Origin of the sequence: Streptomyces yunnanensis, from assembly GCF_029011865.1 — a bacterium.
In the GTDB taxonomy this organism is placed as follows: domain Bacteria; phylum Actinomycetota; class Actinomycetes; order Streptomycetales; family Streptomycetaceae; genus Streptomyces; species Streptomyces yunnanensis.
Genome location: NZ_CP095749.1, coordinates 6545002 through 6569575, shown reverse-complemented (window position 1 = coordinate 6569575; position 24574 = coordinate 6545002). Strand labels below are relative to the sequence as shown.

The following is a 24574-nucleotide window of genomic DNA, read 5'->3' as shown; positions in this document are numbered from 1 at the left end:
CCTAGCGGTTGGTGGCCATGCCCCCGGGCCGCAGCCACGGTCGCGGGGGTCTGTCATAGCTAGTCAACGGCTCAGGCGGGGAAGCCACTTGCACACTTCTTGCACAGTTGTCGGGCGTGCTGGCTGGATCTTTGGCACGATGGGCAGGTGAGCATGCTGCCGAGCGGGTAAGGCGAAGGACATGGGCGCTACACCACAGGTCCCCGGTCCCGGCACGAACGTGGCCAAGCGACGCAGGGAACGCGGGCTGACCCAGGTGGCCCTAGCCCAACGCGCGGGGTTGTCGGCCTCACTGCTCAGCAAGATTGAAGTAGGCGACCGGGCGCTTACTCAGGGAGTAGCAGCAGCGCTGGCACACGCGATGGGACTCACTCTCAATGAGCTTCTGGGAAGCGCACCGGAAAAGAACCTCAACGAGCTCAACTACGCAATCCGTAGGTTCGATATCCCTGGAGAGCCGCCGGAGCATCCCGAACTCCTGCAGCAACAAGTCGATGAACTGAATGCGCTTCGCTGGAACACGGAGCTTGCCGAGATTCTTCAGCGAATTCCATCAGCACTTACTTCGGTGACCAATCATGCCCATCTTACGGGAAGCCCTAAAGCCTGGAGTCTAGTTGCCGATGTTTACGGCATTATTTACTGGCTGGCGGCCCGTCATAGGTGGATGCATCTCGCCGAATTGGCGACGATGAAACAGCGTATGGCCGCAGAACGAGCAGATCCGATGGCGGCTATCGTTGCGGCACGCGATGACGCGGGCACATTCCTTAACTCTGGCGACTTTGCCGGTGGGCTCGCTGTCATCGACCGCGCCATTGTGCAAGCCGAGTCGGAGCTCAGAGGGCGCGATCGTGCGTTTGGCCTTGGGATTCTGCACCTTCGGGGCTTGACTCTCGCCGGGCGGTTGATGGATAAGCAAACAACCAACAAGCATATCGATGCCGCCTGGCGCGCTTCTGCGGAATTCCGTGAGGATTTCGCCGAGCACGGTATCCACTTTGGCCCTGAGAACACCGCTACGCACATCATCAGTACGGCATCCGACATGGAGCAACATCGCAGGGCGCTAGATACGGCCGAAGATCTGATTCAGAGCGGCTTGACGCTTCCAGCCACCCGGGTAGCCCCCTTGTACATGAATCTCGGGCGTTCGCAACTTGCTCTAGGTGATCGAGATGGGACACTTGAGAGTTTGGAAAAAGCGTGGGCAGTCGCTCCGGAAATGATGACGGTCCACCCGACCAGCCTTGAGCTGACTCGGGTGCTGGTTTCGCAGCACAAACGAAGCAACGAGCGACTTACCCAGATTGCCCAAAGAGTGGGTGTCGCCGTGTGAGCAAGCTACGTTTTTCGGGATTGACCCGACGACCAAGCCCAACGGCCGCCCTCCGACACCACGGAGGGCGGCCGTTCGCGTGCCCCGGAAGCGTTCCGGCTGGGCCACCCGACCGGGGGCCGACCGGAGCGCCCGGCCGGTCCCGTCGGGCGCGGCCTACAGCCGCTGGATGATCGTCGCGGTGGCCAGCGCCCCGCCCGCGCACATCGTGATCAGGGCGAACTCCTTGTCGCGGCGCTCCAGTTCGTGCAGGACGGTGGCCAGGAGGCGGGCGCCGGTGGCGCCGACGGGGTGGCCGAGGGCGATGGCGCCGCCGTTGACGTTGACCTTCTCCAGGTCCTGGTCGAAGACCCGGGCCCAGGAGAGCACGACGGAGGCGAACGCCTCGTTGATCTCGACCAGGTCGATGTCCTTGAGGGACATGCCGGCCTTGCCGAGGACGGCCCGGGTGGCGTCGATCGGCCCGTCGAGGTGGAAGTGCGGGTCGGAGCCGACGAGCGCCTGGGCGACGATGCGGGCCCGGGGCTTGAGTTTGAGGGCGCGCGCCATCCGCTTGGACGCCCACAGCAGCGCGGCGGCGCCGTCGGAGATCTGCGAGGAGTTGCCGGCGGTGTGGACCGCGGTGGGCATCACCGGCTTGAGCCGGCCCAGCGCCTCCATGCTGGTGTCCCGCAGCCCCTCGTCGCGGTCGACCAGCCGCCACATCCCCTGGCCGGCGGCCTGCTCGTCCTCGGTGGTGGGGACCTGGACGGCGAAGGTCTCCCGCTTGAAGCGTTCCTCGGCCCAGGCGGTGGCGGCCCGTTCCTGGGAGAGCAGGCCGAGCGCGTCGACGTTCTCGCGGGTCAGGCCGCGGTGCCGGGCGATCCGTTCGGCGGCCTCGAACTGGTTGGGGAGGTCCACGTTCCACTCGTCCGGCCAGGGCTTGCCGGGGCCGTGCTTGGAGCCGCTGCCGAGCGGGACGCGGGACATCGCCTCGACGCCGCAGCCGATCCCGATGTCGATCACGCCGCCGGCGATCATGTTGGCGACCATGTGGTTGGCCTGTTGGGAGGAGCCGCACTGGCAGTCCACGGTGGTGGCGGCGGTCTCGTAGGGCAGGCCCATGGCGAGCCAGGCGTTGCGGGCGGGGTTCATGGACTGTTCGCCGGCGTGGGTGACGGTGCCGCCGACGACCTGTTCGACGCAGTCGGGCTGGATGCCCGTACGGGCGAGGAGTTCGCGGTACGTCTCGCCCAGGAGGTAGGCGGGGTGGAGGTTGGCGAGCGCGCCCTGGCGCTTGCCGATCGGGGTGCGTACGGCTTCGACGATGACGGGTTCCGCGGCCATGACTCAACTCGTCCTCTCCTCGCGTCCGCGGACGTCCCGGCGCCCACGGAGGGAAGAACTAGTACGCGTTCTAGTTCTGCGCACAGTCTTATGAGCCGTCCGGCACGGCGCAAGAGGGCTGCAGGCCCTTGTGCGCAAGAGGTGTTGCCGTGACCCTTGCCACTTGTGGAACTCGTCACTACCTTCACCGCGACCTGCATCTGATGGCCCGTCAGACACTCGATGGTGGGACGACGGTGCCGTCAGGGCGTCCCACGCCAGCTGGACCAGGAGTCGCCGATGCACTGCCCCGCGCTGCCCGAAGGGTTCGACTTCACCGACCCCGACGTCTACCAGTCCCGGGTCCCGCTCCCGGAGTTCGCACGGCTGCGCCGGACCGCGCCGGTGTGGTGGAACGCCCAGCCGCACGGCATCGCCGGCTTCGACGACGACGGCTACTGGGTCGTCACCCGCCACCAGGACGTCAAGGAGGTCTCCACCAAGCCGGAGGTCTTCTCGGCCAATCTGAACACCTCGATCATCCGGTTCAACCAGGGCATCTCCCGCGACCAGATCGAGGTCCAGAAGCTGATCATGCTGAACATGGACCCGCCGGAGCACACCCGGGTCCGCCAGATCGTGCAGCGCGGCTTCACCCCGCGGGCCATCCGCGCCCTGGAGGACGCCCTGCGCCGGCGGGCCGAGCAGATCGTCGAGGAGGCCCGGCACAGGGGCTCCGGCGACTTCGTCACCGACATCGCCTGCGAGCTGCCCCTCCAGGCGATCGCCGAACTCATCGGCATCCCGCAGGAGGACCGGGCCCGGATCTTCGACTGGTCGAACAAGATGGTCGCCTACGACGACCCGGAACTGGCCATCACCGAGGAGGTCGGCGCCAACGCGGCGGTGGAGCTGATCTCGTACGCGATGAACCTCGCCGCGGCCCGCAAGGAGTGCCCGGCCAAGGACATCGTCAGCCGACTGGTGGCCGCCGAGCACGAAGGGAACCTCGGCTCCGACGAGTTCGGGTTCTTCGTGCTGCTGCTGGCGGTGGCCGGCAACGAGACCACCCGCAACGCCATCACCCACGGCATGCACGCCTTCCTCACCCATCCCGACCAGTGGGAGCTCTACAAGCGCGAGCGCCCGGGGACCGCGGCCGAGGAGATCGTGCGGTGGGCGACCCCGGTGGTCTCCTTCCAGCGCACCGCCACCCAGGACACCGAACTGGGCGGCGCACGCATCAAGAAGGGCCAACGGGTCGGGATCTTCTACTCCTCCGCCAACCACGACCCTTCGGTCTTCGACCACCCCGAGCTCTTCGACATCACCCGCGACCCCAACCCCCACCTGGGCTTCGGCGGTGGCGGCCCGCACTTCTGCCTCGGCAAGTCGCTGGCCGTGCTGGAGATCGACCTGATCTTCCACGCTATCGCGGACGCCGTGCCCGGGATCTCCCTGGCCGGCGACCCGCGGCGGCTGCGCTCCGCCTGGCTCAACGGGGTCAAGGAACTCCGGGTCCACTACCGCTGAGGGAGGGCACCGCCAGGGTGATCGCCGTCAGAGCGAGCACCGCCAGGACGCCGGCGCCCAGCAGCCCGGCCACCATGCGGCGGCGCAGCGTGCGGTAGACGCCCTCGTATTCGGCCCGCAGCGACGCGCTGCGGGCCGCGACGCGCTCCAGATAGGAGCGGGAGACCTCGCGCCGCTCCCGGCAGTAGTGCCGGACGACGTCCTCCCGTTGGGAGTCGGTGAGCCAGGGCAGCCGGGCGCAGAACTCCTCCGCCTGGCCGCGGGCCCGCTCCCGCTCCGCCTCCCACAGCAGATAGCCCTCGATGTCGTTGATCGCCTCCGCCATCCGAAGGTCCTCTCCCCCGCCGGTCCGCTCGGTCATGGGCCTTCCCTCAGTGCTCGATCGCGGCCGCGATGTCGGGGTGGTGCAGGTCGAATGCCGGGGATTCGGTGCGAATGCGCGGCAGGGACGTGAAGTTGTGCCGCGGCGGCGGGCAGGACGTCGCCCACTCCAGCGAACGGCCCCAGCCCCACGGGTCGTCCACCTCGATCTTCTCGCCGTATTTGGCGGTCTTCCAGATGTTGTAGAGGAACGGCAGGATCGACATGCCCAGCAGGAACGAGAAAATGGACGAGACGGTGTTCAGCGCGGTGAAGCCGTCGGCGGCGAGATAGTCGGGAATACGGCGCATCATGCCCTCGGCGCCCAGCCAGTGCTGGACGAGGAAGGTGCCGTGGAAGCCCACGAACAGCGTCCAGAAGGTGATTTTCCCCAGCCGCTCGTCGAGCATCTTGCCGGTGAACTTCGGCCACCAGAAGTGGAATCCGGCGAACATCGCGAAGACGACCGTGCCGAAGACCACGTAGTGGAAGTGGGCCACCACGAAGTACGAGTCGGAGATGTGGAAGTCCATCGGCGGCGACGCCAGGATGACGCCGGTCAGACCACCGAAGGTGAAGGTGATCAGGAAGCCGATCGCCCAGAGCATCGGCGTCTCGAAGGACAGCGAGCCCTTCCACATCGTGCCGATCCAGTTGAAGAACTTCACACCGGTCGGAACGGCGATCAGGAACGTCATGAAGGAGAAGAACGGCAACAGCACGCCGCCCGTCACATACATGTGGTGCGCCCACACCGTCACCGAAAGACCGGCAATGGAAACCGTCGCGGCGATCAGACCGATGTAACCGAACATCGGCTTCCGAGAGAAGACCGGAATGACCTCGGAAATGATGCCGAAGAACGGCAGGGCGATGATGTACACCTCCGGATGGCCGAAGAACCAGAAGAGGTGTTGCCAGAGCAATGCGCCACCATTGGCGGCGTCGAAGACATGGGCACCGAATTTACGGTCCGCCTCCAGGGCGAACAGCGCGGCGGCCAGCACCGGGAAGGCGAGCAGGACCAGCACACCGGTCAGCAGCACGTTCCAGGTGAAGATCGGCATCCGGAACATCGTCATGCCCGGGGCGCGCATGCAGATGATGGTGGTGATGAAGTTGACCGAACCGAGGATCGTGCCGAAGCCGGAGAAGGCCAGACCCATGATCCACATGTCCGCGCCGGCACCCGGTGAGTGCACGGCGTCGGACAGCGGCACATATCCGAACCAGCCGAAGTCCGCCGCCCCTTGAGGGGTGAGGAAACCGCCCACCGCGATCAGCGAGCCGAAGAGGTAGAGCCAGTAGGCGAACATGTTCAGCCGCGGGAACGCCACGTCGGGCGCGCCGATCTGCAGCGGCATGATCCAGTTCGCGAAACCGGCGAACAGCGGCGTCGCGAACATCAGCAGCATGATCGTGCCGTGCATCGTGAACGCCTGGTTGAACTGCTCGTTCGACATCAACTGATGTCCGGGCCGGGCCAGCTCGGCGCGCATCAGCAGCGCCAGCAGTCCACCGACGCAGAAGAAGCCGAAGGCGGTCACCAGATAGAGCGTGCCGATGGTCTTGTGGTCGGTGGTCGTCAGCCACTTCACCGGGTTCCGCGGCACGGCGGGCCGCGCCACGGCGGCCCGCTGCGCGGCGGGCCCGGCCGCCGGGGAGGACGTTGCGGGGAGCTTCATGCCCCGTAGGTGTCCGCCTTCCCGCGCATCGTCACGAGTGACGGGTGCGAAACGGCCCACCACGAGGGTGGGATGTGTCACGCGGGAGGGGTGTGACGATCGGGGCGATGCCGGACACAGGGGTTTCATGAGCACGGACGACGCCTTCGCCGAGGCATATCGCGCGCACTACTGGGCGGTCAGCCGCTTCGTGGCGCGGCGGTTGGACGCCCCGGCCCACGAGGTCGAGGAGGTGGTGGCGGACGTCTTCTCCATAGCGTGGCGGCGGCGCGCCGAGCTCCCCGACGCGCCGCTGCCCTGGCTGTACGGGGTGGCCCGGAACTGCCTGGCCAACACGGTGCGCGGGCTCGGCCGCTACCGGCGGCTGCTGCACCGGCTCGGCAACCACGAGGCGGCGCACGGCCGGGGGACCGTTCAGAGCCCGGACGCCGAGCGGCCCGGCTCCTGGGTGCACGAGGCGCTGGACCGACTGCCCGTCGGCGACCAGGAGGTGCTGCGGCTGACCGCCTGGGAGGAACTGACCGTCGAGGAGCTGGCGGTGGTCCTCGGCTGCGGCCGGAGCGCGGCCGCCATGCGGCTGCACCGGGCCCGGCGCCGACTGCGCGCGGAGATCGACCGTACCCGGACCACTGTGTCCGTTCGAGGAGGAGGCGACGGCCATGCGTGACGAACTGGAGCTGCTGCGGGCGGCCAACCCGGTGCCCGCCGACGACGGCCGCTGGCGGGACCGCCCGTTGGACGCCACCGCGCAGCGCGCCCTCAACCGCCTGCTGCACAGCACCCGCACCCGGCGGGCCCGCCGCCGTCTGGTGCTGCGCGCCGAGGCGGCCGTGCTGGCCCTGGTCGCGGTGCTCGCCTTCACCCTGACCGACGCCGGCAGCAGCCCGGCCGTCGCGGCGCCGTCCGCGCTCGTCCCGCACGCCGGCCGCCCCGTGCCCTCGCTGGACGGGCTGGCCCGCATCGCGGAGGCCCTGGCCCGCACGGCCGGCCCCCAGGACGGACCGCGCCGCGGCAGTCATCTGCAGAGCTGGAGCCTGTCCATGGGGACCGGCCCGGACACGGCGTCCCCGGTGACCGTCCCCGAGGAGCGCATCACCCGGTGGAACGCCGACGGCAGCGGCTCCGAACTGGTCGTGGCCACCGACCCGCAGCACCCGGGCCGCCCGGTCATCCACGACGACGACGGCAGCTGGCGGACCGTCGGCGACGGGAAGGTGCTGCACCGCGCGACCTATCCGGCGGGGTCGGGCGCGCGGCACGACGGGCTCGCCGCCCGGACGAAGCCGCCCACCGACCCCACGGCGCTGCGGGCACTGCTCGCCTCCCTCTACGGCGCGGCGGACGGCGACGGCAGGGACACCGGCGCGGCGGCCGTCCCGCAACTACTGATGGCGCTCTCCTCGTTCCGGCAGGAGTGGACGCCGGGGCCGCGGGAGACGGCGGCGATCGTACGGATGCTGGCGGACACCAAGGGCCTGCGGCCGGTCGGCGCGGTCACCGACCGACTGGGCCGGCGCGGGCAGGCGTTCGTGCACGACGGGCCCGACGGCGCGATGGACGCCACCCGCCAGATGGTGATCCTCGATCCGCGCACCGGCCAACTCCTCGGCACGGAGATCACCTTCACCAAGGACCTGCCCGACTTCCGGATCACCGCGGGCGAGGTGATGTCGTATGAGGCGTGGATGCCGTGAGACGTCCACCGGGAGGCGCCGGCCACACGGCGCGTGCGGCGGGGCGACCGCGCCCGCCCGGTGACCGCCCCGGCGACCGCCCGAGTGGCGGGGCCCGGGCCCATGGCCGATCCTGGAGGGACGCGACGATCCTTCGGCGCGGTGGTGCGGGTGCACCGCCGCGCCGTTTCCGTATGCCGCGCCCCCGGACCCCGGCCCGCCCCTCCCCCTGTCGTTTCCGTGCGCGAACGAACACGCCCCGAATCCGCACCCACCCGTGACGCGGGCCACACATAGCCCCTCGGTTGCGGTCGATCCCCGCGAGATGGATCACAAACAAGGGCCGGGCAAAAAAGTTCGCGGATGCATGTTTGCCCAGCGAGGAGGGGGTAGGCGGACGACTGTGCAGTCATCTGCACACTGTCCGTGATGACCCGGTCTGCCCGTATGGTCGTCCTTTGCCTCGTCGCGCCACGGCGGGGCAGGTCCTTGTAGTCGTCCCAGAGAGCGCAGGCGAGCGAACACGTGCCGACGCAGTCCCCCCTCGCACCCGGGTCCCGTACGGGCGACGGCGGAATCGCCGGCGCCGCCACCGGGCCGCAGCAGACGGCCCCCCGGCCGCAGACCCCGGGCGAGGTGACGGTCGTCGACCCCGCGATGGTCAAGCGCGCGGTATCGGCGGCCGCCCTCGGCAACGCGATGGAGTGGTTCGACTTCGGCGTCTACAGCTACATCGCGGTCACCCTCGGCCATGTCTTCTTCCCGTCCGGGAACCCGACCGCGCAGCTGCTCTCGACCTTCGGCGCGTTCGCCGCGGCCTTCCTGGTGCGCCCGCTCGGCGGCATGTTCTTCGGCCCGCTCGGCGACCGCATCGGCCGCCAGAAGGTCCTCGCCATCACCATGATCATGATGGCCGTGGGCACCTTCGCCATCGGCCTGATCCCGTCGTACGCCTCGATCGGCGTCGGCGCGCCCATCCTGCTGCTGGCCGCCCGCCTGGTGCAGGGCTTCTCCACCGGCGGCGAGTACGGCGGCGCCTCCACCTTCATCGCCGAGTACGCGCCCGACAAGAAGCGCGGATTCCTCGGCAGCTGGCTGGAGTTCGGCACCCTCGCCGGCTACGTCGGCGGCGCCGGCCTGGTCACGCTGATGACCGCGCTGCTGTCCACCGAGGACCTCCACTCCTGGGGCTGGCGGATCCCGTTCCTGATCGCCGGTCCGATGGGCATCATCGGCCTCTACCTGCGGATGCGGCTCGAAGAGACCCCGGCCTTCGCCCAGTTGGAGAAGGAGGCGCACGCCAAGGAGAAGGAGCGCCGCGCGGCCGAGAAGCGGATCGGCATCCGCGAGATGGTCTTCGGTCAGTGGCGGGCGATGCTGCTGTGCATCGGCCTGGTCCTGGTCTTCAACGTCACCGACTACATGCTGCTGTCGTACATGCCGAGTTACCTCACCTCGGAGCTCAAGTACGACGAGACGCACGGGCTGTTGGTCGTGCTCGGCGTGATGGTCGTGATGATGGGCGTGCAGCCGTTCGCGGGCAAGCTGTCCGACCGGTTCGGTCGCCGCCCGGTCATCGGCGCCGGCTGCGTGGGCTTCCTGGTCCTGTCCGTCCCCGCACTGCTGCTGATCCGGCAGGGCTCGCTGATCGCCATCGCCCTGGGCATGGGCGCGCTCGGCCTGCTGCTGGTGTGCTTCACCGCGGCGATGCCCTCCGCGCTGCCCGCGCTCTTCCCGACCAAGGTGCGCTACGGCTCGCTGTCGATCGGCTTCAACATCTCGGTGTCGCTCTTCGGCGGCACGACGCCGCTGGTGGTCACCGCCCTGATCGGCGCGACCGGCAACAAGATGATGCCCGCCTACTACATGATGGCGGCGGCCGTGATCGGCGGCATCGCGGTGCTGCTGATGTCGGAGAGCGCCCGCAAGCCGCTGCCCGGCTCGCCGCCGGCGGTGGAGACCGAGGCCGAGGCCCGGCAGCTCCTCGCGGCGACCGCGGCGCGCTGACCCGCCCCGCACGCGCACCACGACCCGCGCACGGCCGGTCGTCGGACCCCACCAGGGGCCCGGCGGCCGGCCGTCGCCGTACCGGATGGCGGTACAAGGGGAACCGGTGACACCGCTCGCCCCGTCTGTGACCCTGGCGATCGCGGGGATCGCCGGCACGGAACGGGGGACCACCATGCGGGTGGCGGCAGACGCGACGACGGGGACGACGGCCGCGGCCGGGCGGCGACGGGCGCTGTGCGTCGTCCTGCTCCTCCTGGCGGTGCAGCTGGTCTGGCTCGCCCGCCCCGCCTACGCCTGTGGCTGCGGGGCGATGGTGCACGGCCCGAACACCACGATCGGGGTGCACCACGAGACGTCGGTGGTGCGCTGGGACGGCGCCACCGAGCAGATCTCCATGAGCCTGTCGGTCTACGGCACCGCCCCGGACGCCGCCTGGATCATGCCCGTCCCGCACCGCGCCACCGTGCGACTGGGCGATCCCGAACTCGCCGACGAGCTGAGCCGGATCACCGAGCCGGTCACCGAGTACCGGCACTACTTCTGGCCGCACGCCGGCGACTGGCCCTTCAGGTCGGACTTCGGCGGCGCCGGCGACGCGGCCGCCCCGCCCGCCGACTCGTCGGTCGGCGTCGTCGGCCGTGAGCGGCTGGGCCCCTTCGACGTCGCCCGGCTGACCGCCACCGACCCCGACGCGCTGCGCGGCTGGCTCGCCGCCAACGGCTTCACGCTCCCGCCCGCGCTGGCCACCGCCCTCCGCCCCTATGTGGACCGGCACTGGGAATACGTGGCGGTCCGGCTCGCCCCCGCCGACCACGGCACCCGCCTCACCGGCACCCTCGACCCGCTCCTGCTCTCCTTCGCCTCCGGCCACCCCGTCTACCCCATGCGGCTCTCCCGCCTCGCCACCACCCCGCAGGAGCTGAGCCTCTACCTCCTGGCACCCCACCGGATGGCACCGCGCAGCGCCATCGGCGGAGCCCCGCCGCACGTCAGCTACGCCGGCCGGATCCAGCCGCAGGGCGCCGTCCGCGACTTCGCCGGCCCCGCGCCGGCCTTCCTCACCACGTTCGACCAGAGCTTCCCCCGGCCCCAACGCATCGACGACGACCACGAGTTCCGCCGCACGGCCGCGGACACCCCGTACCACCGGGTGCACTACGCCTACTCCCTCCTCCAGGTGGGCGGCATCCCCCTCTGGATCCCCACCATGGGCGGCGGCACCCTGCTCCTCCTCATGGCCGCCGCGGCCCTGACCGCCGGCCGACGCCGGCCGACGGCCACCCCGGCACCGCCACCCGCGTCCCCCGTGTGAGCCGCGCGACTACGCCAGGTCCGCCATGCCCTTGACGAGTTCTGGGACCTCCGGGGATTCCAGGGCGTCGGCGTAGGCGCCCGCGGTCGCCGGCCGTGACGTCGCCGACCATCGAGGTTCTTTCTCCTACGCCAGGTGATCCACCTCGTACGCTGCCACAGCCCCCCACCGGACGGACCACCGTCCCCGCGCGGGGACGGCACCCCGCCCACGCCACCGGGCGGAGCCCCACGCGCCGACGGACGAAGCCATGCGGCACGATGGGCCCATGAGCATCGTGAAGATCAATGTGCTGACCGTGCCGGCCGAGCAGCGCGAGGTGTTGGAGAAGCGCTTCGCGGCGCGCGCCGGGACGGTTGATTCGTCGGACGGCTTCGAGTGGTTCGAGCTGCTGCGCCCCGTGGAGGGGACCGACCAGTACCTCGTCTACACCCGGTGGCGCGACGAGGAGTCGTTCCAGGCGTGGATGGAGGGGCCGATGAAGGCCGCGCACCAGCACGGCGGCGAGGGCGGCGAGCGGCCGAAGCCGGCCGCCAGCGGGTCGACGCTGTGGTCCTTCGAGGTCGTGCAGCAGGCCGCGCCCAAGAACGCCTAGCCCGAGCTTGTCCCATCCTGGCGCGAACCGCGCGGCTGCTTCGTCACGGCCGCGCGGTTGCTGGTTTTCGCGTGTTCACACGAAGGCCGGCTGGAGGTACCGGACGCCGATGGAGTCGATCTCGGCCGCGGACGGGTCCGGTGTGTCCGGCGGGTCAGCCGTTCGGCGGATGCCTGATCGCGGGCGGCCTCACGCGTTGCCATGGTGGACGAGGTACCCCGTGGCCGGCAGCTCGTCGGTACACACGAGCTGGTCGACTTGGACGGAGGCGCGCAATGAAGGTCAGGCTCGTGGACGAGCACTTCATGAAGGCCCGATGGGACGACATCGAGTCGACACTGCGCCGTACGTTTCACGACTCGCAGTTCAACGATGACGGGTACACGGTCGACAACCCCGTGGACTTCACACGTTCCGCGATCGAGGGCGGGCTGGGCCCCGGCGTCAAACACCTGGTGGCACTCGACGACTCGGGGAACATGATGGGTGGTTTCTTCTGTATCCCGACGGAACGGAAAGAAGGCCAGGAGGCGACTGATCTCGGCTGGTTCTTCGTCGTTCCGGAAGTCGATCGTGACACCCGGCGGGAGATCGTCGACACCTTCCTGGAACGGGTTTTCCACATGCTCCGCGACGCGGGGTTCAAGCGGATCGAGTCGAACATGGGAACCCCGGCCGGCGCCAAGTCACTCGGCCGACGCTATGGCTTCGTGCACGCGCCCACCGCCGAGTGGTCGAATCGTTGGCTCAAAGAGCTGTAACGCGCCTCGCTCCCTGGGGCGCCGGAGGGCCAGTACCTGGTCTGCACCCGTCCTTCGAGGTCGTGCAGCAGGCCGCGCCCGAGCAGGGCTGACGGCTTCGCAGCGCGTTCGGCAGGGGTCCCGTCCGTATGGTCCGTATGCGGCGGGGCCCTTTGCGTGGGGCGGCGGGGCCCGGGGGCAAGGCGAAAAGCGATTGACGGCGAGGTCCGTGCCGTCGTGACAATGCGGGCATGAGCGATGTCGCCGCCCCGCCCTGGACGATCACCGCCGAGTCGGTCGACGCGCCGGTCGCGCGGGCCCTGTTCCGCGAGTACTACACCGAGGTCGCCGACCGCTATTTCGCGCTGTACGAAGGGCGTCGCGCGAGGCCGGAGGAGATCGACGAGGGCGTGGCCGGGCACCAGGGCGCGGTGCTGATGCCGCCGCACGGGGTACTGCTGGTGGCCCGGCACGGCGGCGAGCCGGCCGGTTGCGCCGGGGTCCGGCTGTGGGACGCCCGGACCGCCGAGCTGAAGCAGGTGTTCGTCCGGCCCGGCGCGCGCGGCCTGGGCGTCGCGAGCGGGTTGGTGGGGGCCGCGGAGGCGGCGGCCGTGCGGCTGGGCGCGGAGCGGATCCGGCTGGACACCCGGCTGGACCTGACGGAGGCCCTCGCCCTCTACCGGCGACGCGGTTACGTCGAGATCGCCCCTTACCACTACGGCGACCCCTACGCGGAGATCTTCTTCGAGAAGCGGCTGGCGGGGCCGCGGCGGTCGGGGGCCGGCGCCGGGCGGCCCGACGGGGCCGAGCCGACGCTTACTCGGTGAGGTCCGGCGGCTGCGGCGAGCGCGGCGTGGTGCGGGCCGGGGTGCGCGGCACCGGTGGCCGGGCGTCGCCGTCGTGCGGTTCCTCCTCGTCCGAGCCGCACAGCTCCGCCGTCAGCTCCTGGACGAGTTCGGTCAGGTCGGTGGGCCGGTCCTTGGTCCACCAGTCGCCCAGCAGCTCCGCCAGCGACTCCTGGCGGGCCGCCGAGAGTTGTTCCGCGGCCTCCTTCCCGCGGTCGGTGAGCAGCAGCATCAGCCCCTCGCGGGCGGCCAGGCCGCGCTCCTCGATCTGCCGGACGCCCTCGGCGACCACGCCGAGCGGCACCCGGCTGCGCTCCGCGAGCAGCGCGGGTTCCACCGAGCCGTAGCGGTGGGTGCGCAACACCAGCCAGCTCGCGGCCGGTTTGAGGTCCAGGCCGGCGCGCGCGGTGATCCGCCGGTAGATGTCCTTGCGGCCCTCCATGCTGCCGAGTTTGGACAGCGCGCGGGCGACCTCCTCGCGGGAGGACCGCTCGACGGGGTTGGAGCAGAGGACCTCGCTGGTGTCGGGGGCGGTGACGCTGCCGCGCAGCGGCTCCTCGCGGAGGAACCAGGCCAGGGCGAAGGCGACGAGGACGACCGGGACCGCGTAGAGGAAGACGTCGGTGATGGAGGAGGAGTAGGCGCCGAGGACGCCGGCGGCCTGTGAGGGCGGCAGTTGGGCGATGGTCCGCGGGTCCTGGGCGACCTTCGCCGGGGAGATGCCGGGCGGCAGCGACGCACCGGCGAGCACGGCGGCGATCCGCGGGCCGAGCCGGTTCGCGAAGATCGTGCCGAAGATGGAGACGCCGAACGAGGCGCCGATGGAACGGAAGAAGGTGGCGCCCGAGGTGGCCACCCCGAGGTCCTTGTAGGGGACGGCGTTCTGCACGATGAGCACCAGGACCTGCATGACCAGGCCGAGCCCGAAGCCGAAGACGAAGAAGTAGGTGCTCATCAGGGCGACGCCGCTGGACGGGTCGAGCTGGTGCAGGAGCAGCAGGCCGAGGGTGACCACGGCGGTGCCGGCTACGGGGAAGACCTTGTAGCGGCCGGTGCGGGAGACGATCTGCCCGGACGCGGTCGAGGAGAGCAGCATCCCGAACACCATCGGCAGCATGTGCACGCCGGACATGGTCGGCGAGACCCGCTGGACGACCTGGAGGAACGTCGGCAGGTACGTCATCGAGCCGAACATCGCGAAGCCGATGACGAAGCCGATGACCGAGCAGAGGGTGAAGGTGCGCGAGGTGAACAGGCGCAGCGGGATGACCGGTTCCGCGGCCCGGCGCTCGACGAGGACGAAGGCGACCAGCAGCACGACGCCGAGTCCGGCGAGCAGGGCGGTCTGCCAGGAGGCCCACGGGTAGCTGACGCCGCCGAGCGAGGTCATCAGGACCAGGCAGGTGGCGACCGCGGCGATCAGCGCGGTGCCCAGGTAGTCGATGCGGTGCGGGGTGCGGTGGACCGGTATGTGCAGCACGGCGGCGATGACGGCGAGCGCGACGGCGCCGATGGGGAGGTTGATGTAGAAGACCCAGCGCCAGCTGAGGTGGTCCACGAACAGCCCGCCGAGCAGCGGCCCCAGGACGCTGGTGCCGCCGAACACGGCTCCGAACAGCCCCTGGTACTTGCCGCGTTCGCGGGGCGGCACGATGTCCCCGACGATCGCCATCGACAGCACGATCAGGCCGCCGCCGCCCAGGCCCTGGAGCGCCCGGAAGCCGATCAGCTCGCCCATGTTCCGCGCGAGACCGCAGAGCACCGAGCCGATCAGGAAGATCACGATGGCGGCCTGGAACAGCTTCTTGCGGCCGTACTGGTCGCCGAGCTTGCCCCACAGGGGCGTCGCCGCCGTGGACGCCAACAGATAGGCGGTCACCACCCAGGAGAGGTGGTTGAGGCCGCCGAGGTCGCTGACGATGGTGGGCAGCGCGGTGGCGACGATGGTCTGGTCGAGTGCCGCGATGAGCAGGCCGAGCAGCAGCGCGCCGATCGCGACCAGGACCGTCCGCCGGGACCGGTCCTCGCCGGGAACGGCAGGAGCGCCGGTGTGCTGCGCCATGAGCGTCGTCTCCCTCGTGTCCGGCAGGTACGTGCTCGCGTCCGGCACGTACGCGCGTCGCCGGCCGTCCGTGCGGTCGCCGTGCGGCGGTCCGTACGGCAGTCCGCGGTGGCCTCGGGCCTTCTCTCCATCGTGGGCGGTTCCGCCCGATCCGGCCCGCCGAGCGGGCCCGGCCACACCGGGGGCGGGCGGGAGACGTGGGGCGGATCTCGTGGAGCGCCTGCGGGGACGGCGGGCGCTCTGCATAATCGGCTGCCGGTTCGCGCCTCCAGAGAGGGGACCTTCGTGACGGCAGCATCCACCTGCCCGCACTGCTTCGCCCCGGTACGCGGGGACGGCCGGCCGACCTGCCTGTGCGCGGCGGCCGAGGCGGAGGACTTTGATCCGCTGCGCTTACGGCCGTACGTCTCCCTGCCGGACCGGGTCGCCGCGCCCGACGAGGGCGGGGAGGGCGGGGACGCTCCTTGCGCGGGCCCCGGCCCCGGCGGCGGCGAACGGGACTGGCGGGGCTCGCTGAACCCGCTGGAGGACTTACCGGGGGTGGACGCCGCGGTCCACAGATTCCCCCGTCCCGCCGGACCGACATCCAGGACCTTCCATACGTCCGGTCCCTTATCCGGTCCCTTGTCCGGCCCCTTATCCGGTCCCTTAAGGGAGGACGAGACGTCCGACTCGTTCCCGGAGGGCGAGACGTCCGACTCGTTCCCGGAGGGCGAGACGTCCGGCCCGTTCCCGGGGGACACGGCACCCGGCCCGTTCCCGGAGGACGCGACGCCCGGCCCGTTGCCGCGGGTCGCGGCGCCCGACGGGAGCGGCCCTCCCGCGGGGCGTCGCCGGGCCCGGCCCGTCCTCCTGGCCGCCACCGGCACCGCCGTGACCGCCGCGGCGATCATGGTCGGCACCGGGCTGCTCCCGGACGGCGACCGCGACCGTGTGGCGCCCCCGGACCGCGGCACCAGCGCCCCCACCACCACCGCCCCCGCCACCCCCACGCCGACGCCCGTCCGCCCCTCCCCCGCCACCTCGCGCTCCAGGCCGCCCGGCACCCTCCCCCGCCCCTCCCGGTCACCGGCCCCTCCCCTGCCGCCCCCGGTACGGGCGTCCGGCAGCGTCGCGGTCCCCTCGGGCGACGCCTCCCCCAGTACGGCCCCCACCGGGCCGATCGTGCTCCGCGAGGGCTCCAGCGGTCCGGAGGTGCTGGAACTCCAGGGGCGGCTGCGGCAGTTGGCGTTCTATACGGGGGCGGTGGACGGTCGGTACGGCGCGGAAGTACGGGACGCGGTGGCGCGCTACCAGCAGACCTATGGGGTGCACGACGACCCCGACGGCGTCTACGGGGCCGCGACCCGGGCCTCCCTGGAGGCGCGCACCCAACAGTCGTGAGCCCGTCGCCTCCTCAGGTGCGCCACACGCCGGTGGCAGGTACGCCACGGGGCGGCCGCGGGTGCGCCATGGAGCGACATGGTCGGACATGTCAGCCCGAGCGTGACGAATGCCATGCCGATCCGAGGGGTCCGTCGGTTGTCGCCGCCCGCCCTCGTTTTGTATCGTGAAAAAACAAAGTGGTTCCGCCCGCACTCCCTGACCAGCGGGCGGGACCGCTTGTGTACTCCCCGCACGTCCTGGCAGTCCCGCTGCCGGCCCACCGCGCCCAGGAGCCCGCCGATGACGTCCACCACCACGCTCATAGCCCGCGCCCTGCTGCTGGACATGGACAGCACCATCGTGAACTCCGAGGCCGTCGTGGAGCGCTGCTGGCGGCGCTGGGCGGCCGAGCAGGGGCTGCCGGCTGAGGACGTCCTCAAGGTCGTCCACGGGCGACAGGGCTGGGCCACCATGGCGGCGCTGCTGCCGGACCGCCCGATGGAGCAGAACCTGGCGGACAACCGCCGGATGCTGGAGCAGGAGACCGCCGACGTCGAGGGCGTGGTCCCGGTACCCGGCGCGCCCGCTTTCATGGCCGCCCTCGCCCGGCTCCCGCACGCCCTGGTGACCTCGGCCGACATCGCGCTGGCCGAGGCCCGCATGGGGGCGGCCGGGCTGCCCATGCCGGACGTGCGGATCACCGCGGAGAGCGTGAGCGCCAGCAAGCCGGACCCCGAGGGCTTCCTCAAGGGCGCCGCCGAACTGGGCTTCGCCCCCGAGGACTGCCTGGTCTTCGAGGACTCCGAGGCGGGCATCGAGGCCGGCCGGGCCGCCGGCATGCGGGTCGTGGGGGTCGGCGAGCGCGCCGCCCGGTTCGCGCCCACCGCCCACGTCCGCGACCTCACACAGATCCGCATCGAGGGACTGGTCGACGGCGGGATCGCCGTCCGGATCACGGCCTGAACGACCCCAACGGCCTGAACGACTCCAACGGCCCCAATGGCCCGAACGGCTGAGTAGTCGGCGCCGTAAATCCTTCGGGGGTTGTTCACGGCGCCGGTGCGACAACCGCCGCGTCCGTAGGCGTGATTGACGCGCATCGCCCTGGCCTTGCCGGGGGCGAGGGCGGGGTGGCAGCGGCACCGGGCCTGGATGAAGCTCTTCTCGTCCGCGCGGATCGCGTACTCGTCATCGCCGAGCCGTTCGCCCTGCCAGGTGCGGGCGTACAGGTCCAGCACCCAGGCGGCCTTCAGCCGGAAGCCGGGGCGTGCGGCAGCACCCCGCAGCCCGCCCCGCCCGTCACCGCCCCACCCGTCACCGCCCCAGCCCCCGCCAGGGCCTGTGCAAGAAGCCACTTGGACAGGGAAAACGCAACTTCGACAGGGCCCGCAAAGGCAGCTACCTTCACCTGGTCTTCGGCGATCGCCCACGGTCGCACAGGAGTTCCTTCAGGCTGAGCCACCCGCAACGGGATGAGTCGGTCACGCCCCACTAGGGCTCGCCCCCATGCGCAAGCCACCGAACCGGGTCCACACCAGGCACCCTCGACCAGGGAGAGACGCATGCCCCATCTTGCTCTGTACACATTCGGCGTCCTGAAGTCACCCCTCGCCGATCCGGCGCCTCTCACGCGCGAGTTCTACGACATCGGTGAGGCCGTCTACCGGAAGATCAGTCAGCACCCCGGATACCTCGCGCATGCTGAAGCGGGAGACGGCAACCGGGGCTCACACTTCGACTTGGACTGGGGTGCATGGGGAGAGTTCGCCGTACCGACCTGGTACGCCAAGGGCCGCACGGCGGAAACCACCGCCCTGGCCACGACCCTCTCGCTCTGGACCGACCTGCGCCCCGCCTTCGACGCCATCTACACCGGTCTGCACCGTGAGGCGCTGAACAGGCGTTACGACTGGTTCGAGAGGACAGAACACCCGAATTACGCGTTCTGGTGGGTCCCCGACGGCGTGATACCCACCTGGCAGGACGGGGTTTCCAGGCTGGGGCACCTCCGCGACCACGGCCCCGCGCCGCACGCCTTCACCTTCCACCACTCGTTCGCCCCGGACGGAACTCCGACCAGGATCAAAGACATCGGGCCGAAGAGCGACCAGGTCCGCTGACAAGGAAGCCCGAACGACCGGGTTCGCCGTCACACGCCCGTACGACGTGAGCAGCCCGTACAGCCCGACCCCTGGGGCCCGTCCGACCGACCGCGGTCGAACGGGCCCCACGTTTTTCCCCGCGGGCGCCGGACCGTACCGACCAGCACGAGCAGCTATGTGACGCACCGTCACTAGCTGCTTCCGTACGGCTGTTGGCTGCCCATCCCCACGGGGAGCCGCCACCCTCACCCCACTTGAAGCGACGTGAGCATGTCGCCACGCTGTCACCCGGTGCCCATGTGCCGGCAACCCCACGAACCCACCATGGGCCCGACCGCACGCCAACTTCCCCCCACTTCAAGGGAGTTCCGATGGCATTGGGCTACGCGCGTCGCGTGTCCCTCGCCGCGGCCACGGCCGCCGCCCTGACCAGCATGCTCGTCCTGAGCGGCCAGACCGCCGAGGCCGCCCCGCCCGCACCGCCCGGCGCGGCCACCGCGCGGACGTACCTGGCGCAGATCAAGGAGCAGCCCGAGGGCCCGCAGGACGGCTACAGCCGCGCCAAGTTCCCGCACTGGACCGACCAGGGCCACCACTGCAACACCCGCGAGGTGGTGCTCAAGCGCGACGGCAGGAACGTCCAGCAGGACGGCAACTGCGCCGCGGTGAGCGGCACCTGGGTCTCCGCCTACGACGGGGCGACCTGGACCAAGGCGTCCGACCTGGACATCGACCACGTCGTCCCGCTGTCCGAGGCGTGGAAGTCCGGCGCCGCGCAGTGGACCACCGCGCGCCGCCAGGCGTTCGCCAACGACCTGACGCACTCTCAACTGATCGCCGTCACGGACAACGTCAACCAGGCCAAGGGCGACAAGGACCCGGCGGAGTGGCTGCCGCCGAAGGCGTCGTACCACTGCGAGTACGCCCGGATGTGGGTGTGGGTGAAGCACACCTATGGGCTGACCGCGGACAGGGCGGAGAAGGCCGCGCTGAAGAAGATCCTCGACGGCTGCTGAGGTCCGGGCCGGACGGGCGGGCCCGCCACCGGGGCGCGACCGATACAGGCTGATTCTGCACCGTATGCGGCCGTTGCCGGTGAAAGCCCGGGTGCGGTGCGGTTCGCCGCCACGGACACCCGGCCCACCTGCGAATCCCGCGGAATCTTTGCCCACCCGGGTGCCGCACCGGCGCCTCGGGCGGTGATGATGGGGCGCACATTTGCCGTCGTCCGCCCCTTGACGGCCGGCGCGCCCTCCCGCGCGCCGGCCGTCCGCCGCCCCAGGGAGAGCAGCTCTTGGCCGCCGCCCACCCCGTCGACCACCCCACCCGCCCCGCCGCCCGTCTCGCCGTCGTCGGCGCGGGACCGCGCGGGACGAGCGTCCTGGAGCGGATCTGCGCCTCGGCCGCCGGGCTGGTGCCGGGCACCCGGCTGACCGTGCACGTCATCGACCCCGCGCCGCCCGGCGCCGGCCGGGTGTGGCGCCCCGATCAGCCCGCCGACCTGCTCATGAACACCGTGGCGTCGCAGGTCACCCTGTTCACTGACGACAGCGTGGAGTGCGATGGCCCGATACGCACCGGGCCGAGCCTCCACGACTGGGCGGGCCGCGACGTCGGACCGGACGACTATCCGGGGCGCGCGCTGTACGGCCGCTATCTGGAGTGGGTGTTCCGGCGCACGGTGCGGACCGCGCCGGAGGCGGTGACCGTGGTGACGCACCGGGCCCGCGCGGTGCGGCTGGCGCAGGCCCCCGACGGCACCCAGGAGCTCGCCCTCGACGACGGCCGGACGCTGACCGGCCTGGGCGCGGTGGTCCTGGCCCAGGGCCATCTGCCGACCCTCCCGGACGCCGGACAGCGGGAGTTGGCCGGCTACGCCGCCGCCCACGGGCTGCACTACCTGCCGCCCGCCAATCCGGCCGACCTCACCGCCGAGCTGGCCGCGCTGCCCGCGGGCCGGCCGGTCCTGCTGCGCGGCCTCGGCCTGAACTTCTTCGACCACCTGGCGCTGCTGACCGCCGGCCGCGGCGGCCGCTTCGTCCCCGGCCCCGACGGCACCCTGACGTACCGGCCGTCGGGCCGCGAGCCCCGGCTGTACGCGGGCTCCCGGCGCGGCATCCCGTACCAGGCGCGGGGCGACAACGCCAAGGGCCCGCACGGCCGCCACCTGCCGCTGCTGCTCACCGCGGACGTGATCGCGGCGTTCCGCAAGCGGGCGGACTCCGGGGATCCGCCGGACTTCCTGGTCGAGGTGTGGCCGCTGGTCGCCAAGGAGGTGGAGGCGGTCTACTACGAGGCGCTGCTGGCGCGCCGGGCCGCCGCCCCGGGCGGCCCGTCCGGCGCGGAGCGGGACCGCTTCCGGGAGCGCTTCCTGGCCGGTGCGCACCGCAGTCCGCAGGAGGCCGCGAGCCTCGACGCCGTCGGCGTGGCGCCCGCCGACCGCTGGGACTGGGACGCCGTCGCCCACCCGTATCCGGATCTGCCGTTCGCCGACCGGGCGGCGTTCCGCGCCTGGCTGCTGGACCATCTGCGGGCGGACGTCGCACACGCCCGGCTGGGCAACGTGGCCGGCCCGGTGAAGGCGGCCCTGGACGTGCTGCGGGACCTGCGGAACGAACTGCGGCAGATCGTCGACCACGGCGGGCTGGCGGGCGCGTCCCGCCGCGACCACCTGGACCGCTGGTACACGCCGCTGAACGCGTTCCTGTCGATCGGGCCGCCGCGCCGCCGGACGGCGGAGATGGCGGCGCTCGTCGAGGCCGGCGTACTGGAGGTGGTCGGCCCCCGTATGGAGGTCCGGACGGGGGCCGGGGACGGGGCGGCGCCCGGTTTCACGGCGCACTCCCCGGCCGTCCCGGGGTCGGGGATCACCGCGGAGGCCCTGATAGAGGCCCGGCTCCCGGAACCGGACCTGCGGCGCACCGGGGACGCGCTGTTGGCCCGGCTCCTGACGGACGGCGGCTGCCGGCCGCACACCGTGGACGGATACGAGACCGGCGGCCTGGACGTGACGCCGAGTCCGTACCACGTCATCGAGGCGGACGGCCGACCGCATCCGCGGCGGTTCGCGGTGGGGGTGCCGACGGAGGGGGTGCACTGGGTGACGGCGGCGGGGGCCCGCCCAGGGGTGGGGTCGGTCACATTGGCCGACACGGACGCGGTGGCGCGGGCGGCCCTGCGTGCCGCGGGAGCCATGCCGCACCCCATTGGTTCGGACCAATAGCCCCCCTATTCCCAGAATGTTGAACTTGCAAGTACTAGTTAGGGGGGCCTAATCTACAAGACTCCGACGGGCGCGCCCGTCCCCCGCGCCCGCTCGTCCCCCCAAGACCTAGGAGTCACCGCAATGTCCGCTCCCCTGAACTCCCTCACCCAGCGCAACACCCCGCACGTCCTGGCGCTGTTCCGGGTCGTCATCGGCCTGCTCTTCGCCTGCCACGGGGCGTCCTCGCTGTTCGGCATCCTCGGCGGCGCGATGGGCACCGGCCACACCGTCCCGACCGGCACCTGGCCCGGGTGGTACGCGGCGGTCATACAGCTGGCCGGCGGCGTCCTGGTGCTGCTGGGCCTGGGCACCCGCGCGGCGGCGCTCGTCAGCTCCGGCTCGATGGCCTACGCCTACTTCTCGATGCACCAGCCCAACGCGCTGTGGCCGATCCAGAACGGCGGCGAGGCGGCCGCGCTGTTCTGCTGGGCCTTCCTGCTGATCGTCTTCACCGGCCCCGGCTCCTGGGCACTGGACCGGCTCTTCTTCGGCGGCGCGCAGCGCGAGCAGGCGCCCACCGTCGAGCGCGCGCCGAGCACCGTCTGACGCGCGGCAGCAACGAGCGACCACGGGCCGGGACGGGCACAACCGCCCCGGCCCGTGGTGTCTTTTCGGCCAGGCGTACGCTGTATGGCCGTAGTGCCGCCCCTGCCGCGCCGAGCGACGTCGCGGCGGGGTCCGGACCGGGAGCAAGACGTTGGTGGAGAGCCTGGGGTCGCTGAGCGGCACCCCGTGGGTGTATGTGATCGTCGGCCTCTCGGTCGTCCTCGACGTCTTCGTCCCGATCCTGCCGAGCGGGATCCTGGTGATCACCGCGGCCACCACGGCCGCCGGATCCGGCACCACCGCCGACGTCGCCGCCACCGTCCACAGCGGGAACCAGCTGGCCGAAATGGCCTCCCTGGTGCTCTGCGCCGCCACCGCGTCCGTCCTCGGCGACCTGGTCGCCTACCGGCTGGCCTGGCGCGGCGGGGACCGCTTCGACCGGGCCATCAGCCGCTCCCGGCGACTGACCGCGGCCCAGCAGCGGCTGGGCGCGGCACTCACCCGGGGCGGCGGCGGCATCGTCGTCCTGGCCCGCTTCGCGCCCGCCGGACGCTCCGTGGTCAGCCTGGGCGCCGGCGTGGCCCACCGGGCGGCGCGCGATTTCCTCCCCTGGTCGGCGCTGGCCGGCCTGGTGTGGGCCGCGTACAGCGTCAGCCTGGGCTACTTCGGCGGGCACTGGCTCGGCGCGTCCTGGGTGAGCACCGCCCTCTCCGTCCTCGCGCTGTTCATCGCCGGCTCGGTGGCCGTCTACCTCGTCCGGCGCCCGGAGCGGGAGACCGCCGCCCGCTGACCGGCGACCGCCCGCGTCACTCCCCGGCCGCGCCCTCAGAAGCGTCGCCCTCGGCCCCGCCGCTCTCGGCGGGGCCGTTCTCGTCCCGGGTCTCCGGCACCACGGCGATCGGGCAGATCGCGTGCAGCAGGACCGCGTGCGCCACCGAGCCCAGCCGCGGCCCGATCGGCAACCGGCGCCGGTGCCGCGCCACCACGACCAGGTCGCTGCCGGCGGACGCCGCCACCAACTGCCCGGCGGCGTCCCCTGCGCGCAACTGGACCGCCACCTCGACCCCCGGATACCGGACGCGGTGCGGGGCGAGCGCGTCCACCAACTGGAGGCCGAGCGCGTCCTCGTACTCCTGCTGCGTGGACTCGTAGACCGCCGCGTACTCGAAGGCCGGCGGCAGCAGCATCGGCCAGGTGTAGCCGGAGACGACCTGGAGGCGGGCGCCGCGCCGGGCGGCCTCGGCGAAGGCGAAGCCGATCGCTGCGGGCTCGTCGGAGGACGCGTCCACGCCCAGCGTCACCTGCCGGACGGCCGGCGGCACCAGTTCGCCGTCCGGGCCCCGCTCGGCGCCGGCGCGGTCCGGGCGCGGCACCACCACGACCGGGCAGGCGGACCGGGCGGCGCAGGCCAGGCCGTTGGAGCCGAGCAGCAGGCTGGCGAACCCGCCCCGGCCGCGCGACCCCAGGACGAGCAGCTGGCCCTCGGCGCCGAGCGCCGGCAGCTCGGTGTCGGCCAGCCCGCTCAGCCCGCGGAACGCCACCTGCGGCAGCTCCGCGAGGAAGGGCCGGTCCCGGAGGTCGGCCAGCACCGGGTCGCCGCCCTGCTCGCCGGCCGCGGCGCGCTCGGCGGTGGCGTACGGCCAGACGTGCACCACCTGGAGCGGCGCCGACCGCTCCCGGGCCGCGTCCGCCGCCCAGCGCAACGCCCGCTCGCTGTCCGGCGATCCGTCCACGCCGACGATGACCGGCAAGGTGCCCATACACGCCTCCGCCCATGAGTCCGTACACGCCCGTGCATACGAGTGTTTTGCCCCGATTCACCACCATGAGTTCATGT

The 24574-nt window shown here is 71.5% G+C and carries 20 protein-coding genes and 1 pseudogene; 16 read left to right on the top strand and 5 right to left on the bottom strand.

The genetic code is table 11. The features are described 5' to 3' along the window. The first annotated feature begins 220 nt into the window (after positions 1-220). Entirely contained in the window at positions 221-1339 is a 1119-nt protein-coding gene (locus tag MOV08_RS28660) for a helix-turn-helix domain-containing protein (RefSeq protein WP_275309419.1), read from the top strand. 156 nt (positions 1340-1495) lie between these two features. On the opposite strand, the gene MOV08_RS28655 is transcribed toward MOV08_RS28660, so the two are convergent. Beyond that, complete coding sequence (locus MOV08_RS28655) at positions 1496-2665, bottom strand: steroid 3-ketoacyl-CoA thiolase (protein ID WP_275309418.1); 1170 nt, start codon at positions 2663-2665, stop codon at positions 1496-1498. A 279-nt stretch (positions 2666-2944) separates the two neighbouring features. Here MOV08_RS28655 and MOV08_RS28650 point away from each other — a divergent pair, with 279 nt between their 5' ends. Continuing rightward, a complete protein-coding gene (locus MOV08_RS28650) occupies positions 2945-4177 on the top strand; it encodes a cytochrome P450 (RefSeq protein WP_275309417.1) in 1233 nt (410 codons plus the stop codon). On the opposite strand, the gene MOV08_RS28645 is transcribed toward MOV08_RS28650, so the two are convergent. Together MOV08_RS28645 and ctaD are read right to left on the bottom strand one after the other, a co-directional pair. Next, positions 4149-4538, bottom strand: coding sequence for a hypothetical protein (locus MOV08_RS28645; RefSeq protein WP_275309416.1), 390 nt, complete (start codon positions 4536-4538; stop codon positions 4149-4151). The genes MOV08_RS28650 and MOV08_RS28645 overlap by 29 nt on opposite strands. A gap of 25 nt (positions 4539-4563) precedes the next feature. Further along, a pseudogene (gene ctaD, locus MOV08_RS28640) lies at positions 4564-6222 on the bottom strand (aa3-type cytochrome oxidase subunit I); the annotation flags it as partial. Between the two features lie 127 nt (positions 6223-6349). On the opposite strand from ctaD, the gene MOV08_RS28635 reads away from it, so the two are divergent. The 7 genes from MOV08_RS28635 (at position 6350) to MOV08_RS28605 (ending at position 13379) form a co-directional block, all read left to right on the top strand. Continuing rightward, positions 6350-6889, top strand: coding sequence for an RNA polymerase sigma factor (locus MOV08_RS28635; RefSeq protein WP_275309414.1), 540 nt, complete (start codon positions 6350-6352; stop codon positions 6887-6889). Further along, positions 6882-7916 carry a CU044_5270 family protein gene (locus MOV08_RS28630; protein WP_275309413.1) on the top strand — a complete coding sequence of 345 codons (1035 nt, stop codon included), beginning with the start codon at positions 6882-6884 and terminating at the stop codon, positions 7914-7916. Before MOV08_RS28635 ends, MOV08_RS28630 begins: the two co-directional genes overlap by 8 nt. 504 nt (positions 7917-8420) lie before the next feature. Continuing rightward, positions 8421-9902 (top strand): glycine betaine/L-proline transporter ProP, encoded by a 1482-nt coding sequence (gene proP, locus MOV08_RS28625; RefSeq protein WP_420834224.1) that lies wholly within the window; start codon positions 8421-8423, stop codon positions 9900-9902. Positions 9903-10077: 175 nt separating this feature from the next. Continuing rightward, positions 10078-11217: a DUF2330 domain-containing protein gene (locus MOV08_RS28620; protein ID WP_275311921.1), complete on the top strand. Its 1140-nt coding sequence runs from the start codon at positions 10078-10080 to the stop codon at positions 11215-11217. Positions 11218-11485: 268 nt separating this feature from the next. Continuing rightward, complete coding sequence (locus tag MOV08_RS28615; protein ID WP_039636958.1) at positions 11486-11812, top strand: antibiotic biosynthesis monooxygenase family protein; 327 nt, start codon at positions 11486-11488, stop codon at positions 11810-11812. Between the two features lie 290 nt (positions 11813-12102). Continuing rightward, positions 12103-12573 carry a hypothetical protein gene (locus tag MOV08_RS28610; protein WP_275309412.1) on the top strand — a complete coding sequence of 157 codons (471 nt, stop codon included), beginning with the start codon at positions 12103-12105 and terminating at the stop codon, positions 12571-12573. Positions 12574-12803: 230 nt separating this feature from the next. Beyond that, the gene (locus MOV08_RS28605; RefSeq protein WP_275309411.1) at positions 12804-13379 is read left to right on the top strand and encodes a GNAT family N-acetyltransferase; all 576 of its coding nucleotides are present in this window, start codon (positions 12804-12806) and stop codon (positions 13377-13379) included. Here the strand turns inward: MOV08_RS28605 and MOV08_RS28600 are convergent. Continuing rightward, positions 13369-15459: an MDR family MFS transporter gene (locus tag MOV08_RS28600; RefSeq protein WP_275309410.1), complete on the bottom strand. Its 2091-nt coding sequence runs from the start codon at positions 15457-15459 to the stop codon at positions 13369-13371. The genes MOV08_RS28605 and MOV08_RS28600 overlap by 11 nt on opposite strands. Before the next feature lie 873 nt (positions 15460-16332). Here MOV08_RS28600 and MOV08_RS28595 point away from each other — a divergent pair. The 7 genes from MOV08_RS28595 (at position 16333) to MOV08_RS28565 (ending at position 23527) form a co-directional block, all read left to right on the top strand. Beyond that, complete coding sequence (locus MOV08_RS28595) at positions 16333-16842, top strand: peptidoglycan-binding domain-containing protein (protein ID WP_275309409.1); 510 nt, start codon at positions 16333-16335, stop codon at positions 16840-16842. Positions 16843-17124: 282 nt separating this feature from the next. Beyond that, on the top strand, positions 17125-17787 hold the full coding sequence (locus MOV08_RS28590) for an HAD-IA family hydrolase (protein ID WP_039636952.1): 663 nt from the start codon (positions 17125-17127) through the stop codon (positions 17785-17787). A 599-nt stretch (positions 17788-18386) separates the two neighbouring features. Next, positions 18387-18944 (top strand): DUF3291 domain-containing protein, encoded by a 558-nt coding sequence (locus MOV08_RS28585; RefSeq protein ID WP_275309408.1) that lies wholly within the window; start codon positions 18387-18389, stop codon positions 18942-18944. 353 nt (positions 18945-19297) lie between these two features. Beyond that, positions 19298-19942, top strand: coding sequence for an HNH endonuclease family protein (locus tag MOV08_RS28580; RefSeq protein WP_275309407.1), 645 nt, complete (start codon positions 19298-19300; stop codon positions 19940-19942). Positions 19943-20220: 278 nt separating this feature from the next. Continuing rightward, on the top strand, positions 20221-22149 hold the full coding sequence (locus MOV08_RS28575) for an FAD/NAD(P)-binding protein (protein ID WP_275309406.1): 1929 nt from the start codon (positions 20221-20223) through the stop codon (positions 22147-22149). Between the two features lie 123 nt (positions 22150-22272). Next, complete coding sequence (locus MOV08_RS28570; protein ID WP_039636939.1) at positions 22273-22737, top strand: DoxX family protein; 465 nt, start codon at positions 22273-22275, stop codon at positions 22735-22737. A 151-nt stretch (positions 22738-22888) separates the two neighbouring features. Further along, positions 22889-23527 (top strand): DedA family protein, encoded by a 639-nt coding sequence (locus tag MOV08_RS28565; RefSeq protein ID WP_275309405.1) that lies wholly within the window; start codon positions 22889-22891, stop codon positions 23525-23527. Between the two features lie 16 nt (positions 23528-23543). On the opposite strand, the gene MOV08_RS28560 is transcribed toward MOV08_RS28565, so the two are convergent. After that, positions 23544-24497 carry a universal stress protein gene (locus tag MOV08_RS28560; RefSeq protein WP_275309404.1) on the bottom strand — a complete coding sequence of 318 codons (954 nt, stop codon included), beginning with the start codon at positions 24495-24497 and terminating at the stop codon, positions 23544-23546. Between the last annotated feature and the right edge of the window lie 77 nt (positions 24498-24574).